This is a genomic window from Actinosynnema mirum DSM 43827 (assembly GCF_000023245.1).
GTDB lineage: Bacteria > Actinomycetota > Actinomycetes > Mycobacteriales > Pseudonocardiaceae > Actinosynnema > Actinosynnema mirum.
This window is the reverse complement of record NC_013093.1, coordinates 7,493,086-7,508,420: the sequence shown is the minus strand read 5'-3', so window position 1 is coordinate 7,508,420 and position 15,335 is coordinate 7,493,086. Positions and strand designations below refer to the sequence as shown.

Sequence of the window (15,335 nt, the reverse complement as noted above, 5' to 3'; positions counted from 1 at the left end):
CCCCCCTCTCCGCCGTTCGGCGAATCGGGAGGATTGTCCGCTGTTGCGCGGCCGGGGGCGGGCCGGGGGTCGGTGGGCCGAGAGGCGGGGCGGCTGAGGCCAGGGCCGGCTGCCCGGCGGCCAACGGCCCAGTGGCCGGTGGTCCGGGGGTCGGTGGGCCGGCGGTCAGCGCTCCGGTGGTCGCCAGCCGAGCCACGGCGGGGGCGGGGGAGCGGGGTGGATCGGGGGGCGTCCGGCGAGGTCCCAGCCGTCGGCCTGCCACGCCGGGTGCGCCGCCGCCGACAGCCACAGCGCCGCCGCCGTCAGGCCGATCAGCCAGACCGCCGTCGCGTGCGCCCACGGGACCTCGTGCGGCAGGCCCCCGGTCTGCGCGACGTGCGCCCACCCGAGCGAGGCCGCGCCGGCCAGCGCCGCCGTCACCGGCTTGCGCACCAGCACCGCCAGGCCGCAGACCAGCAGGAACGCCGAGGGTGACACGCACAGCGGCACGGCGGTGGCGATCACCACCCGCACCTTCAGCAGCCGGTGCGCGGCGATCAGGTCGTCCACCTCGGGCCTCGGCGCGCGCCGGGCCGCGCGGTGCGCCCGGTCGGCGCGGTCGAGCACCACCGGGTAGCCGGCGGCGGAGACCAGCAGCAGCGCCACGCCCACGAGCAGCAGCGGGCCGGGCGGCAGGCCCCAGCCGGTCAGGACGGCGCCCACGCCGAACGCCAGGAGCAGCACCATGGGCAGCGGCAACCACAGGCAGGCCCGCAGCAGGTGGTGCTGCCCGTCGCGCAGGGCAAGGCCCGTCGTGCGCACCACGAAGTGCAGCGCGAGCGGCGCGCACACCCCGAGCACCGCGATCACCACGACCCCGACCGGCAGCCCCCGGTCCACCTCCGACGCGCCCAGCCGCGCCACCACCCCGAGCCCGGCGGCGACCACCACCAGCGCGGGCCAGTACAGCCACGGCAGCACGGCGCGCAGCACCCCGGCGGCCCGATCGGCCACCCGCCGCGCGGACACCTCGAACCGCGTCACCAGCGCACCCCCGGACGGTGATCCGGCACCCAGCGTGCTCCCGCACCGGCCCAGACGCCCACCCTTCAGGGGGTCCTCACCCGTTCAGCCCACCGCCGGTGAGACGCCACCGCCCGGCCCGCGCACGAGGCGCGGACCGGGCGGTGGGGACGTCGCTCAGCGGATTCAGCGGTGGATCAGGACACCGGCTCGACCAGCTCCGGCCGCACCTCCGGCGCCGCCGCCCGCACCGCGTCGGCGGCCTGGTCGCTCGGCTCGTCCTGCGAGGCCCGCTCGGCCTCCACGCGCGCCGTGTACACCTCGACCTCGCGCGCGATCGCGGCCTCGTCCCAGCCCAGCACCCCGGCCATCAGCCCGGCCACGGCCTCGGCCGACTCGACGCCCCGGTGCGGGTACTCGATCGAGATCCGGGTGCGCCTGGTCAGCACGTCCTCCAGGTGCAGCGCGCCCTCGTGCGAGGCCGCGTACACCACCTCGACCTGGAGGTAGTCCGGCGAACCGGGGATCGGCTTGAGCAGCTCCGGCGAGTCCGCGGCCAGCGCCAGCACCTCGTGCACCAGCGAGCCGTACCGGTCCAGCAGGTGCCGCACCCGGTACGGGTGCAGGCCGTGCTCGGCCGCCAGGTGGTCGGCCTGGTTCACCAGCGCGTGGTACCCGTCCGCGCCCACCAGCGGCACCTTGTCGGTGATCGACGGCTGGATGCGGCCGGGCAGGTCGACCGACGCCGCGTTCACCGCGTCCGCGCCCATCACCCGGTAGGTGGTGTACTTGCCGCCCGCGATCGCGACCAGGCCGGGCGCGACCCGCGCCACCGCGTGCTCGCGCGACAGCTTCGACGTGGACTCGCTCTCCCCGGCCAGCAGTGGCCGCAGGCCCGCGTACACGCCCTCGATGTCCTCGTGCGCCAGCGGCGTCGCCAGCACGCTGTTGACCTGGGCGAGCAGGTAGTCGATGTCGGCCTTGGTGGCGGCCGGGTGCGACAGGTCCAGGTTCCAGTCCGTGTCGGTGGTGCCGATGATCCAGTGGTTGCGCCACGGGATCACGAACAGCACGGACTTCTCGGTGCGCAGGATCAGCCCGGTCTCGGACACGATCCGGTCCCTGGGCACCACGATGTGCACGCCCTTGCTGGCCCGCACCCGGAACCGGCCCCGGCTGCCGGACAGCCGCTGCAGCTCGTCGGTCCACACGCCGGTCGCGTTGATCACCGCGTGCGCCCGGACGTCGGTCTCCCGCCCGTCCTCCACGTCGCGCACCCGCACGCCGGACACCCGGTCCGACTCGTGCAGGAAGTCGATGACCTGCGTCGACGGTCGCACGACCGCGCCGTAGTGGGCGGCGGTGCGCCCGACCATCATGGTGTGCCGCGCGTCGTCGGCCTGCGCGTCGAAGTAGCGGATGCCGCCGATCAGCGCGTCCTGCTTGAGCGAGGGCGCCAGCCGCAGCGCGCCCGAGCGGCTCAGGTGCTTCTGGCCGGGCACCGAGCGCGCGCCGCCCATGGTGTCGTACATCAGCAGCCCGGCGGCGGTGTACGGCCGCTCCCACACCCGGTTCGTCAGCGGGTACAGGAAGCTCACCGGCTTGACCAGGTGCGGCGCGATCTTGGTGAGCATCAGCTCCCGCTCGCGCAGCGCCTCCCTGACCAGGCCGAACTCCAACTGCTCCAGGTAGCGCAGGCCGCCGTGGAAGAGCTTGCTCGACCGGCTCGACGTGCCCGACGCGAGGTCGCGGGCCTCCACCAGGGCGACCTTCAGGCCCCTGGTCGCGGCGTCCAGGGCCGCGCCGACGCCGACCACGCCGCCGCCGACGATCACCAGGTCGAAGGTCTCCTCACCGAGCCTGCGCCACGACCGCTCCCGGTCCTCGGGACCGAGCCTGCCCGTTGCGGAGGTTCGTGACGGGTTGCGCGTGGCCACTGGAAAGCGCCTCCTCGACGTGCTGTCCGACCGGTGGCCGCGCGCCCTCGGCGGCGCCGCCGGATCGTCCTAGCTGGACTGACAACCCCACGGTACCCGCTGTTGTGTCCGGTATGGACAAGTCGATCATGGCGATTTAACGTCACACTCCGTGGGATGGGCGACGACGCCGAGCCCGGCTGGTCGCCGTCCACCTGCACGAGAGGAGGTACGGCGACATGACCGCCGGTTCGATCTTCGTCTGGGAGACGCTCGGCACCGCCCTGCTGATCCTGCTGGGTGCGGGCGTCGTGGCCAACGTGACGCTCAAGGACTCGCTCGGCAAGGGCGGCGGCTGGCTGCTGGTCAACTTCGGCTGGGGTCTCGCCGTGTTCGTGGGCGCCAGCGTCTCGGCCCCGAGCGGGGCCCACCTCAACCCGGCCGTCACCCTCGGCCTGGCCGCCGCGGGCAAGACCGAGTGGGCCGACGTGCCGGTCTACTTCGCGGGGCAGATGATCGGTGCCATGCTCGGCGCGACGCTGGCCTGGCTGGCCTACAAGAAGCAGTTCGACAACCACGACGACCCGGCGGGCACCAGGGGCGTCTTCTGCACCGGTCCGACCGTCGCCAGCGCGCCGTGGAACGTCCTCACCGAGGTGATCGGCACGTTCGTGCTGGTCATCTGGATCCTGCTCAGCCCCGGCGTCGAGCTGGCCGCCGACGGCACCCCCAACTTCGGCAACTCCGCCCTGGGCTACGCGGGCGTGGCGTTCCTCGTCATCGGCCTCGGCGCCTCCCTCGGCGGCCCCACCGGCTACGCCATCAACCCGGCCCGCGACCTCGGCCCCCGCATCGTCTACGCGCTCCTGCCGATCAAGGGCAAGGGCAGCGCCGAGTGGGGGTACTCCTGGGTCCCGGTGGTCGGGCCGCTGATCGGTGGCGCGCTCGCCGCACTCCTGTACCTGGCACTCCCGGTCTGACCGGGCCTCCTCCGACGACGAAGGGCCACTGATGACGAAGTACGTCGCCGCCATCGACCAGGGCACGACCTCCACCCGGTGCATGGTCTTCGACCACTCCGGGCGGGTCGTCGCGGTCGACCAGAAGGAGCACGAGCAGATCTTCCCGAAGGCGGGGTGGGTCGAGCACGACGCCGAGGAGATCTGGCTGAACACACGCCAGGTCGCGGCGGGCGCGCTGGCCAGAGCAGACCTGAACGCCTCCGACCTGGCCGCCGTCGGCATCACGAACCAGCGCGAGACCGCGCTGGTGTGGGACCGGACCACCGGCAAGCCGGTCTACAACGCGATCGTCTGGCAGGACACCCGCACCGACCGCATCTGCGCCGAGCTGGGCGCGCTGGGCGGCGGGCAGGAGCGGTACCGGGCCAAGACGGGCCTGCCGCTGGCCACGTACTTCTCCGGGCCCAAGGTCAAGTGGGTGCTCGACAACGTCGAGGGCGCGCGGGAGCGGGCCGAGGCCGGGGACCTGCTGTTCGGCAACATGGACACCTGGGTGCTGTGGAACCTGACCGGCGGGGTGCACGGCGGCCTGCACGTCACGGACCCGACCAACGCGTCCCGCACGCTGCTGATGGACCTGGACACCCTGGACTGGGACGCGGAGATCGCGGCCGACATGGGCATCCCGCTGTCGATGCTGCCGGAGATCCGGTCGTCGTCCGAGGTGTACAGCGAGGTGAAGACGAGGGGCGCGCTGGAGGGCGTGCCGATCGCGGGCGTGCTCGGTGACCAGCAGGCGGCGACGTTCGGGCAGGCCTGCCTCTCGCCGGGCGAGGCCAAGAACACGTACGGCACCGGCAACTTCCTGCTGCTCAACACGGGCACCGAGAAGGTGATGAGCGAGAACGGGCTGCTCACCACCGTGTGCTACAAGATCGGCGACAAGGCCCCGGTGTACGCGCTGGAGGGGTCGATCGCGGTCACCGGGTCGCTGGTGCAGTGGCTGCGGGACAACCTGGGGATGATCGGGACCGCGGCGGAGATCGAGCAGTACGCGCGGACGGTCGAGGACAACGGCGGGGCGTACTTCGTCCCGGCGTTCTCGGGGCTGTTCGCGCCGTACTGGCGGTCGGACGCGCGCGGGGCGATCGTCGGGCTGACCCGGTTCGTGAACAAGGGGCACCTGGCGCGGGCGGTGCTGGAGGCCACGGCGTACCAGTCGCGCGAGGTCATCGACGCGATGAACGCGGATTCCGGGGTGCCGCTGAAGTCGCTGAAGGTGGACGGCGGGATGGTCGTCAACGAGCTGCTGATGCAGTTCCAGGCGGACATCCTCGGGGTTCCGGTGATCCGGCCGGTGGTGAACGAGACCACGGCGCTGGGCGCGGCCTACGCGGCGGGGTTGGCGGTCGGGTTCTGGGCGTCGGAGGACGACATCCGGCAGAACTGGGCGCAGGACAAGCAGTGGGACCCCGCGATGGACGACTCGGTGCGGGAGAAGCGGTACCGGAGCTGGAAGAAGGCCGTGACGAAGACCTTCGACTGGGTCGAGGACGAGGACTGAGCTCGGCGCGCGAGGGGGCCCGCTCTGAACGAGCGGGTCCCCTCGCGCCCGCACGTCACACGTCGCGCCTGCCGAACACCACCCCCGCCGCGACCAGCACCCCGACCACCCAGGCCACCAGCACCGCCGCCCCCGCGCCCGCGCCGAGCGTGGTGTCCCCGGCGGCCATCACGGTGGTGAACGACGCCCCCGCCGAGCTGGGCAGGAACCGCAGCACCGAGGTCCAGTCGTCCGGCAGCAGGCCGCCGGCCATCGCGGGCAGCACCAGCACGCCGCCGATCACCGCCCCGATGCTCCCGGCCGTGCTGCGCAGCAGCACCCCCAGGCCGAGCCCGAGCAGCCCGATCGCGGTCACGTACCCGGCCATGCCCAGCACCGAGCGCAGCACGCCCTCGTCGCCGAGCGCGACCACGTCGGCGTCCCCGCCGGACAGCACGGCCATCCCCACCCAGAACGCCCCGAACACGCCCACCAGCGCCGCCGGGAGCGAGGTCGCCGTGAACACGACCGCCTTGGCCAGCACCACCTGCCACCGCCGGGGCACCGCCGCCACCGAGTTGGAGATCATCCGCGACCCGAACTCGCGGGCCCCCGCCATGCCGCCGAGCACGCCCAGGACCAGCACCGCGAGGTTCGCCCCGGTCAGCGCGATCGCCAGCGGGTCGGAGGTCGCCGCGAACGGTCCACCGGGCCCCGGCGCGCCCTCCGGCGTCGACACCGCCCCCACCGACACCGACGTGGCCAGCGCGCTGAACCCGACCAGCACCAGCACCACCACCGCCAGCCCGACCCAGGTGCCGCGCAGGCTCCGCGCCTTCACCCACTCGAACCGGATCGCCGTCCACAGCGTCTGCCGCGCCGCCACCCGCGCGCCCGTGACGCGCCCCGGCAGGACGGTCCGCTCCGCCACGTCGGTCATCAGGCCGCCTCCCCGCGCTGAGCGGTGGTCCCCGCGTACTCCACGCTGTCTCGGGTCAGTTCCAGGTACGCCGACTCCAGCGACGTGGACAGCGCCGTCAACCCGTGGACGCGCAGCCCCCGCGCCGCCGCGAGGTCGCCGATCACCGAGGGCGCCGCGCCCCGCACCTCCAACCGCCCCGGCTCCACGGTCGTCACCGCGGCCCCGGCGCCGACCAGCAGCGACGCCAGCTCGTCCGCGTCCGGCGACAGCACCGACATCCGCCCGCCGCCGGAGGCGTCCTCGATGAACCGGGCGATGGTCGTGTCCGCGAGGATGCGCCCCTGCCCGATCACCAGCAGGTGCTCGGCCACCAGCTCCATCTCGCTCATCAGGTGCGACGACAGCAGCACCGTGCGCCCCTCCGCCGCCAGCTCGTGCAGCAGCGCGCGGATCCACTGGACGCCGTCGATGTCGAGCCCGTTGACCGGCTCGTCCAGCAGCAGCACCTGCGGGTCGGCCAGCAGCGCGGCGGCGATGCCGAGGCGCTGGCCCATGCCCAGCGAGAACGACCCGGCCCGCTTGTGCGCGACCTCGGTCAGCCCGACCGACGCCAGCACCTCGTCCACCCGCCGCTTGCCGATGCCGACGGTCGCGCCGAGCGCCAGCAGGTGGTTGCGCGCGCTGCGCCCGCCGTCGACCGCCTTGGCGTCCAGCAGCGCCCCGACCTCGGCCAGCGGCGCGCGCAGCGCCGAGTAGGGCTTGCCGTTCACCAGCGCGGCCCCGGAGGTCGGCCGGTCCAGGCCGAGCACCATGCGCATGGTGGTGGACTTGCCCGCCCCGTTGGGCCCGAGGAACCCGGTGACCACACCCGGCTCGATGGTGGCGGTGATCCCGTCCACGGCGGTCTTCTCGCCGTACCGCTTGGTGAGCCGTTGAAGTTCGATCATCTCGTCCCCGTCGTCCGTCGTGTGCCGTCCACTGTGGTCGGAGCACGGCGGGAAGGCGTCGTCCCGACGCGGACACCTCGCCTGCTGCGAACGCGGTACACCGCCCCCACCCCGCTACCACGCCCGCACGACGCCCCGGCCCTCCCGAGGCTCGTACGGTGTCCACCGTGCACCTGCCCGGCACCACCTCCCGCCCGCGGCTACCGTGATCGCCGTGCTGCGCCGGACCACGTCGACGATCGGTGGCTGGCGTTCCCGCCACCCGCTGGCGGCCGACGTCGCCCTGGCCTGCGCCCTGTCCACCGCGAGCGTCGCAGCCGACCTGTCGAGCGCGGGCCCCCTGCACGACGGCGTGGTCGACGGCCCTGACCTGGTCGCGACCGCCATCGCCCTGGGCGGCGTCGCCCTGCGCGGCAGGTGGCCGCGCCAGGTGCTGGTGGGCACGGCGGTCGCGGCGGGCCTGGTGATCCTGCTGGCGGGCATCCGCCCCGTGCTCCCGCTGGCGATCGGCCTGATCGCCTACACGGCGGCCTCCCGCACCCCGAGCCGAGGGGCGTGGACGACGGCGGCGGCCGTGGCGGCGGGCCTGTACGCGGTGGAGGCGTACGCGGTCACCGGCGTGCTGTGGTCGACCGAGGGCTTCCCGGCGGTGGCGTGGATCGGCATGACCACCGCCCTGGGCGAAGCCGCCCGCACGGGGCGCGCGTACATCGCCGAGGCCGAGGGGCGGGCCAGGCACGCCGAGCAGACCCGCGAGGAGGAAGCCGCCCGGCGGGTGGTCGAGGAGCGGGTCCGCATCGCCCGCGACCTGCACGACGTCGTGGCCCACCACATCGCCGTGATCAACGTCCAGGCGGGCGCGGCGACCCACGTCCTGGACCGCGACCCCGCCATGGCCGCGCAGGCGCTGGGCCACATCCGGGACGCCTGCGAGGTCGTGCTGGGGGAGCTGTCGTCGATCGTCGGCGTGCTGCGCCAGTCCGGCGACACCGATCCCCCGCACCGCCTGGACGACCTCACCGCCCTGGTCGGCGCGATCACCGCCGCAGGCCTGTCCGTGGAGCGCGAACAGCTGGGCGCCCCGCGGGAACTCCCCTCGGTGGTGGACGTGGCCGCCTACCGCATCATCCAGGAAGCGCTGACGAACGCCCACAAGCACGGCACGGGCACCGCCCACCTGACCGTCGCCTACACCGACGAGGGCGTGAGCCTGACCGTCACCAACCACCGCGCCCGCACCGCGAGCAGGCAGCCGGGCTCGGGCTACGGCCTGATCGGGATGCGCGAACGCGCCGCCACCGCAGGCGGAACCCTGAGCGCGGGCCCGACCCCGGAAGGCCGCTTCACCGTGCGCGCCGAACTCCCGGCCCCGAGGAGGACCCCGTGACCACCAGGGTCCTGCTCGCCGACGACCAACCCCTGATCCGCGCCGGTTACCGCATGATCCTGGACTCCGAACCGGACCTGGAGGTCGTCGGCGAGGCGGTCAACGGCCGGGAAGCGGTGTTCCTGGCCCGCACCACCCGCGCCGACGTGGTCCTGATGGACATCCGGATGCCCGAGGTGGACGGCATCGAGGCGACCCGCCGCATCGCCGCCGACGAGGACCTCGCCGGGGTGCGCATCCTGGTCCTGACCACGTTCGAGGAGGACGAGAACGTGCTCCGGGCCGTGCGCGCGGGCGCGGCGGGCTTCCTCGGCAAGAACGTCGGCCCCGCCGAACTGCTGCACGCGGTCCGAACCGTGGCGTCAGGCGACTCGATCCTGTCGCCCGCCGCCACCAAGGCCCTGGTGCGGCACGTCCTGGCCCACCCGGAATCCGACCCGCCCCAGGCCCCGGCCCCGCTGGAACTGCTGACCGACCGCGAGCGCGAGGTCGTGGTCCTGGCCGCCCACGGCCTGTCGAACGACCGCATAGCCGAACACCTGCACCTGTCCCCGCTGACCGCCAAGACCCACGTGAACCGCGCGATGTCCAAGCTGAACACCCGCGACCGCGCACAACTGGTCGTCCTGGCCTACCGCACCGGCCTGGTCCGCCCGGACGACGCGCGGCCCTGACCGCGAACCCCGCACCGCAGAGCAGCACTTCCCCAACAGCCACTTGGAGGTTCGCAGTGGTCGCGTTCAGCGCTCAGGCGGTCGACCAGTCGTTCACCTCGGGCGCGCTGCGGTCGAACCAGTGCAGCTCGGGACACGCACGCAGCGAGAGGACAGCCGCCCGATCATCCCCGCGCACGTACTGCCGAGGCTCTGCGGCGAGCTCGGCCAGGCCAGGAGCCTCGTCCGGTCGACGCGCTCCTCCTGATCCGCGTCGATCCGGGAACCCAGCCGAGCCTGCTCGGCTGACATCCCCACCTCCTGCCTGCGCACGTCCAACCGGACGCCGACCGGACCAGCGCAAGGCGCTGGGCGGTGCCGCAGGGCGAGTCGAGGCGCTCGCACGCGAAAGCCCCGGTCCCACCGGGAACCGGGGCCCTCGCCGAACGCCGTGCGTCAGTCCAGGTCGTCGTGCCGCATCAGCTGCCGGCCGGCCTCGGTGATCGAGCCCGTCAGCGACGGGTACACCGAGAACGTCGTCGCCAGGTCCTCCACGGTCAGCTGGTTCTGCACCGCCAGCGCGATCGGCAGGATCAGCTCGCTCGCCGTCGGGCCCACGACCACGCCGCCGATCACCACGCCGGTCGCCGGGCGGCAGAAGAGCTTCACGAAGCCGCGGCGCAGGCCCTCCATCTTGGCCCTCGGGTTGGTCGCCAGGGGCAGCATGACGGTTCGGGCCGGGACCTCGCCGGAGTCGATCGCCTGCTGGCTGATGCCGACCGTGGCGATCTCCGGGTTCGTGAACACGTTCGCCGCGACGGTCTTCAGCTTGATCGGGCTCACGCCCTCGCCCAGCGCGTGCCACATCGCGATCCGGCCCTGCATCGCCGCGACCGACGCCAGCAGCAGCACGCCCGTGCAGTCGCCCGCCGCGTACACGCCCGGCACCGTCGTGCGCGAGACCCGGTCCACCGGGATGTACCCGCCCTTGCCCAGCTCGACGCCGATCCGGTCCAGGCCCAGGCCCTCGGTGTTCGGGACCGAGCCGACGGTCATCAGGGCGTGGCTCGCCTCGACCACGCGGCCGTCCGCCAGGTGGATCCGCACGCCGTCGCCGGTGTTCTCCACCCGGTCCGCGCGCGCGTGCTTCACCACGGCGGTCCCGCGCTCGGCGAACACGTCCTCCAGCACGGCCGCCGCGTCGGCGTCCTCGTGCGGCAGGACGCGGTCCCGGCTCGACACCATGGTGACCTTCACGCCCAGCTCGGTGTACGCCGACGCGAACTCCACGCCCGTCACGCCCGAACCGATCACCGCCAGGTGCTCCGGCAGCTCCGGCAGGTCGTACAGCTGCCGCCAGTTCAGCACCCGCTCGCCGTCCGGCTCCGCGCCGGGCAGCACCCTCGGGGTGGCGCCGGTGGCGATCAGCACGACGTCCGCCTCCAGCACCTCCTCGGCCCCGTCCTCGGTCCGCGCCAGCACCCGGTGCTGCGCCAGACCGCGCTCGTCGTCGCGGAACTCGGCGTCGCCGATGATGATCCGCACGCCCTCGCGCTGGAGCCTCGCCCGCACGTCCGCGGACTGCGCCAGCGCCAAGCCCTTCACCCGACCGTGCACGACGGGGAGCTCGACCGCCGCCTCGGTGTCGTCCGTCCGGATGCCCAGCTCACCCGCGCTGCGGAACGCCGACCGACTGGCGGCGGAGGCGATGAACGCCTTCGACGGCACGCAGTCGTACAGCACGCACGCGCCACCGAGGCCCTCGCGCTCGATGACGGTCACGTCCGCGCCGTGCTGAGCCGCGACCAGCGCCGCCTCGTACCCAGCGGGCCCACCGCCCATGATGACGATGCGGGTCACGGGGGTTCCTCTCTGTCCAGAAGACAACGGGTGTCCGGATCGACAACCGCTCACAACCGTACGAACCGTACGCGGTCGGGTGTCGCAGCGTGTCGCGCGGTCTTCTCGACCCTCCGGGTGATCTCGATGTCGCTAGGCTGTCGGCGTGCCGCTCTATGCCGCGTACGGGTCCAACATGGACCCGAACCAGATGAAGGAGCGAGCCCCGTACTCCCCCATGGCGGGGACCGGCTGGCTCGTCGGATGGCGTCTGACGTTCGGTGGCGAGGACCTCGGCTGGGAGGGCGCGCTCGCCACCATCGTCGAAGATCCCGACTCCCAGGTGTTCTGCGTCCTCTACGACGTCAGCACCCCCGACGAGTCGAGCCTGGACCGCTGGGAGGGTGCCCTCGGGCTCTACAAGAAGATCAGACTGCGCGTGCAGACCATGGAGGGCTCCGAGGTCGCCTGGCTGTACGTGCTGGACGCCTACGAGGGCGGCCTGCCCTCGGCCCGGTACATCGGCGTGGTGGCGGACGCGGCCGAGTCCGCGGGCGCACCCGACGACTACGTGGCCGACCTGCGCGTCCGCCCGTGCCGCAGCGTCGGCCCGCAGGGGCCCCAGTGACCCGGTGACCAGATGACCAGGTGACCCGACGAGGAACCCGGTGACGCGGCGAGCGCGTGACCGGGAGGCGGCCCCGCCCACGGCGGTGGGGCCGCGCGACGGGCCGGTCGCACGACCGGCGGTGTCGCCCGAAGCGGTGAACTTCGGGCGTCCGGAACGATCAGCGGGCGATCAGCGGGGGGCTATCATCCGCGCCCACGTCCCGCGCCGACCCCGCGAACCGGTCCGGGGAGCGCCGCCCGAGCCCGCCGGGACGGCCGTCCCGACTAGGACGGCGTCTCCGCGAGCAGCTCCTCCAGGTGGTGCACCATCCGCCGGAAGTCCACCGGGGCCACCGTGCTCCACGCGACCTGACCCGGCTGGGCCCGCCGCATCTGCACGTACCGCCCCTCCGGGCCGTCGAAGAACGCCACGACCCGGTCCGGCCGCACCCGCTTGCCCCACTTGTCCCGCCCGGCCGCGCCGAACTGCCCGCGGTTCCCGGCGTCCCGGAACATCTCGGCCAGCACGTGCGCGTCCTCGCCCCGCAGCCCGCGCTCCTTGAGCCCGCGCTCCAGGTCCTCCGGCTCCCGCACGTCCGCCGCCGCGACCTCCAGGTCGGCGCTGGGCAGCGTCACCGAGTGGCCCGGCCCCGGACCGAGCGGCGGCACGGCGCTCAGCGCCTCGCGCGGCATCCCCTCGGCGGACGCCGCGCGCAGGGTGATCCGGTCGCCGTCGAGCACCGCCAGCGCGGCGGACTGCCCCTTGGCGGCGACCAGCACCCGCACGCTGCGCCCGTCCAGCCACAGCCTGCCGTCGACCTCGCGCTGCGGCCGGTTCAGCAGGTGCAGCAGGTCCTCCAGGGTGGGGTCCAGCTCCAGCCGCCTGCCGAGGCCGCGCAGCTCCAACCCCTCCCACGCCCGGTCCTCCAGCAGGCGCCGCTCCCCGTCGGTCTTGCCGGGGGAGGGCACCTTGAGCACCAGCGGCATGGTCTCCAGCCGCAGGTGCTCCCAGAGCACGTCGAACTCCAGCGCGGAGATGGTCACCGGGGCGCGCAGCTCGCTCTCGCCCAGGTCGAGGCCGAACGTGGTCATCGGTCGGACTGGTCCTCCCCGATCACCGGGGCCGCGCCCCGGCCGACCCCGTACACGTCGCCGGTCTCCCGCAGGTAGTCGGCGGCGTCGTGCAGCTGCTCCTCTTCCTCCTCGGCGCGGCGACCACCGAGCCCGCCGAACGGGTCGAACGCCTGCCCCTGCGGGGCGAGCTGGACCGCCCGCCGGTGCGTGGTGTCCCCGCCGTTCTGGTTGGCCGCGCCCGCGAGCGCGCCCGCCGCGCCACCGGGGCCCATGGCCGCCGAGTGCTGCGCGTTGGCGGCGGTGAACGCGCCCAGCTCGCCGGAGCTGATCGCCGTGGTGCCGCTGGTCTGGCCGGGGGCGACCACGTGCAAACCGTTCACCTCGGCCGCGCGCTGCCCGGTCGTGGTGTCGTGCCGCTCGGAGCCCTGCTGCTCGCCGTCCTTGCCGCGCCCCTTGGTCCCGGTCGTGCCGCCGACCCCGACGCCGCCGGTGGTGGGCTTGGCCGTGCCGGTGGTCTCGGAGCCGCGCGGGCCCGCGCCGCCGTTCGCCGGGTTCGCCTGCGAGACGTGCGTGCTGGAGCCGCCCTTGGTCGTGGTGGCGGGCCTGGTCTCGGTCGTGGGCCGGGTGGCCGGGCGGGTCGCGCCGGGGCCGCCCCGGACGCCGCCGCGCGTGCCGCCGCGACCGCCCGCGAAGCCGTGCCCGTAGGACACGCCCGCCGCGTCGCCCCGGACCACGTCGCCCGCGGTGATCGCCACCTGCGGGGGCTGGCTGAACTGGCCGAGGGTCGAGGTGTTCGCGGTCGTGCTGGAGGCGTACGTGGTCATGACGTCGCGGGCGCGCTGCTCGGCGATGTTCTGCGCGCGCTCCTGCACCTCGAAGTCGGTCTGCACGCCCACCAGGTGCGCGAGCCCGGACAGGATCGTGCCGGGGTCCTCGGCCGTCACCTTGACCGGCTCCGGCATGTCCGCGCGGGCCTTGGCGATGTAGTCGGCCTGCATCTGGGTGGAGGCGCGCATGATCACCGCGCCGGTCCTGGCGTGGTCGGCCCACTCGGCGAGCGGGTTGATGCCCGAGCGCGCCTGGTCGGCCGCGAGGCCCTGCCACTGCGCGCCGGAGCGCGCCACGCCCTCCTGGAGCTGCGCGTTGATCTCCACCAGCGCGCCCGCGATCCCCTCCCAGCGCTCCAGCGAGGTGAACGACGCCCTCGGGCCGGGGCCAGAGTTGATCTTCTTGTACAGCTCCTCGTGGCTGTAGCCGCTCCAGCGGTGCCCGTCGGACACAGGAAGCCTCCCCATCGCGCAGGCGGTCAGCAGCCGCCCTGCTGCTCCATCAATCCGCTGTTGTCGTCCTCGATCACCTGGTACTGCCGCTCGACCAGCGTCAGCGCGTCCATCGCGGACTTGAGCTGCCGCTGGTAGCCCTGCAGCGCGTCGAGCGCCGAGTCGCCCGAGTCCACGGAGCGCTCGTTGAACTTCTCCGCGGCCTCGATGCTCACCGGGTCGCCCGCCCAGGGGCGCACCCTGACCTCGGTCACGGCCATCTCGATCTGCTGGTCCAGCTTGGACAGCGCGCCGGAGAAGGCGGACTTCAGGCTCGGGATGGCGCTCGGGTCGACGTCCAGGGCCTGCCCGGCTCCGGGGAGGGCACTCCCCGTGTCCGCACCCCTTACGTGGTCATCCTTCGGCATGGCGCTACCTCCCAACGTCATCAGCGCACAGTCACTCTAACCAGAGCGTCCGACAGCGGGGAGTGGGTGTGGGTGACTTCCCCCGCGCGGGTCACTTCCTTTGCAGCAATCCGGTCACCGCGGCTTCGGCTGCCCGCCTCGCGCCCTGGCACAGCACGTCCTGGGCGAGCGGGGTGCTGTTGCCCCCGTCGCGGAACATCACGTCGAGGAACTGGCCCCGCGCCACGTCGACCTCCACGTTGCACACGTCCTCCACGCCGGGGGTGCGCACCACCAGCGCCGGGAACCCGACGACCGCGATGGTCTCCACCTCCACCTGCGCGTAGTCGTCCAGCCACAGCAGCACGCCCTCCCCGGTCACCAGGGCGAGCCGGACCACGTTGCCGCTGACATTGCTGCGCAGCGAGCAGGCCCGCGCGCCGGCGAGGCTCGTCTCGACGTACTCGTTCTCGGGGTTGTCCAGGCTCAGCTCCCCCCGCTGCTTCTCGTCGAGCAGCGAGCAGGGCGCCACTCCGTCGAGCGGCATTTCACTCGGACGGGGGAACAACGATGGGGGAGGGGTGGTGGTCACGCTCAGTGGCTCGTCCACGTGCCCGTCGGCCTTGGGCGCAGGCGACGTGGCCGTGCACGAGACCAGCACCGGCAGCGCCAGGAGCGCGCCGAGCAACATGTGAGCAGCCTTCATGTGCGCCTACCGTAGCGGGGCCGGGAAACCGCTGTCCCGACCTCGCGCGAACCCGCTCGGCAGCGGGGAGCGCCCACCCGCGTTGATCTCCACCGGATCCACAGCCCGC

Annotated in this window: 14 protein-coding genes; 5 read left to right on the top strand and 9 right to left on the bottom strand. The window is 73.5% G+C overall.

Going from position 1 to position 15,335, the window contains the following annotated elements:
- Positions 1 to 165: 165 nt before the first annotated feature.
- Complete coding sequence (locus AMIR_RS31785) at positions 166 to 1,023, bottom strand: hypothetical protein (protein ID WP_015805096.1); 858 nt, start codon at positions 1,021 to 1,023, stop codon at positions 166 to 168.
- A gap of 176 nt (positions 1,024 to 1,199) precedes the next feature.
- Positions 1,200 to 2,939, bottom strand: coding sequence for a glycerol-3-phosphate dehydrogenase/oxidase (locus tag AMIR_RS31780; protein WP_015805095.1), 1,740 nt, complete (start codon positions 2,937 to 2,939; stop codon positions 1,200 to 1,202).
- 218 nt (positions 2,940 to 3,157) lie between these two features.
- Between AMIR_RS31780 and AMIR_RS31775 the strand changes: the two genes are divergently transcribed.
- Complete coding sequence (locus AMIR_RS31775; protein WP_015805094.1) at positions 3,158 to 3,898, top strand: MIP/aquaporin family protein; 741 nt, start codon at positions 3,158 to 3,160, stop codon at positions 3,896 to 3,898.
- Positions 3,899 to 3,929: 31 nt separating this feature from the next.
- Positions 3,930 to 5,444: a glycerol kinase GlpK gene (gene glpK, locus AMIR_RS31770; RefSeq protein ID WP_015805093.1), complete on the top strand. Its 1,515-nt coding sequence runs from the start codon at positions 3,930 to 3,932 to the stop codon at positions 5,442 to 5,444.
- Between the two features lie 55 nt (positions 5,445 to 5,499).
- On the opposite strand, the gene AMIR_RS31765 is transcribed toward glpK, so the two are convergent.
- Together AMIR_RS31765 and AMIR_RS31760 are read right to left on the bottom strand one after the other, a co-directional pair.
- Entirely contained in the window at positions 5,500 to 6,363 is an 864-nt protein-coding gene (locus AMIR_RS31765) for an ABC transporter permease (RefSeq protein ID WP_015805092.1), read from the bottom strand.
- Entirely contained in the window at positions 6,363 to 7,292 is a 930-nt protein-coding gene (locus tag AMIR_RS31760; RefSeq protein ID WP_015805091.1) for an ABC transporter ATP-binding protein, read from the bottom strand. The genes AMIR_RS31765 and AMIR_RS31760 overlap by 1 nt, the downstream gene beginning before the upstream one ends.
- Positions 7,293 to 7,506: 214 nt before the next feature.
- Here AMIR_RS31760 and AMIR_RS31755 point away from each other — a divergent pair, with 214 nt between their 5' ends.
- Together AMIR_RS31755 and AMIR_RS31750 are read left to right on the top strand one after the other, a co-directional pair.
- On the top strand, positions 7,507 to 8,679 hold the full coding sequence (locus AMIR_RS31755; protein ID WP_118947919.1) for a sensor histidine kinase: 1,173 nt from the start codon (positions 7,507 to 7,509) through the stop codon (positions 8,677 to 8,679).
- The gene (locus AMIR_RS31750) at positions 8,676 to 9,353 is read left to right on the top strand and encodes a response regulator transcription factor (RefSeq protein WP_015805089.1); all 678 of its coding nucleotides are present in this window, start codon (positions 8,676 to 8,678) and stop codon (positions 9,351 to 9,353) included. The genes AMIR_RS31755 and AMIR_RS31750 overlap by 4 nt, the downstream gene beginning before the upstream one ends.
- Before the next feature lie 435 nt (positions 9,354 to 9,788).
- Here the strand turns inward: AMIR_RS31750 and AMIR_RS31740 are convergent, their stop codons facing one another.
- Entirely contained in the window at positions 9,789 to 11,192 is a 1,404-nt protein-coding gene (locus AMIR_RS31740; RefSeq protein ID WP_015805088.1) for an NAD(P)H-quinone dehydrogenase, read from the bottom strand.
- 145 nt (positions 11,193 to 11,337) lie between these two features.
- Here AMIR_RS31740 and AMIR_RS31735 point away from each other — a divergent pair, with 145 nt between their 5' ends.
- A complete protein-coding gene (locus tag AMIR_RS31735; protein WP_015805087.1) occupies positions 11,338 to 11,799 on the top strand; it encodes a gamma-glutamylcyclotransferase family protein in 462 nt (153 codons plus the stop codon).
- A gap of 266 nt (positions 11,800 to 12,065) precedes the next feature.
- Here AMIR_RS31735 and AMIR_RS31730 read toward each other — a convergent pair whose 3' ends face one another.
- From AMIR_RS31730 to AMIR_RS31715, 4 genes are all read right to left on the bottom strand, one after another.
- On the bottom strand, positions 12,066 to 12,872 hold the full coding sequence (locus tag AMIR_RS31730) for an ESX secretion-associated protein EspG (protein ID WP_015805086.1): 807 nt from the start codon (positions 12,870 to 12,872) through the stop codon (positions 12,066 to 12,068).
- Positions 12,869 to 14,134 (bottom strand): PPE domain-containing protein, encoded by a 1,266-nt coding sequence (locus AMIR_RS31725; RefSeq protein WP_015805085.1) that lies wholly within the window; start codon positions 14,132 to 14,134, stop codon positions 12,869 to 12,871. The genes AMIR_RS31730 and AMIR_RS31725 overlap by 4 nt, the downstream gene beginning before the upstream one ends.
- Positions 14,135 to 14,160: 26 nt before the next feature.
- The gene (locus AMIR_RS31720; RefSeq protein ID WP_015805084.1) at positions 14,161 to 14,541 is read right to left on the bottom strand and encodes a hypothetical protein; all 381 of its coding nucleotides are present in this window, start codon (positions 14,539 to 14,541) and stop codon (positions 14,161 to 14,163) included.
- A gap of 91 nt (positions 14,542 to 14,632) precedes the next feature.
- On the bottom strand, positions 14,633 to 15,226 hold the full coding sequence (locus AMIR_RS31715) for a DUF3558 domain-containing protein (RefSeq protein WP_015805083.1): 594 nt from the start codon (positions 15,224 to 15,226) through the stop codon (positions 14,633 to 14,635).
- Between the last annotated feature and the right edge of the window lie 109 nt (positions 15,227 to 15,335).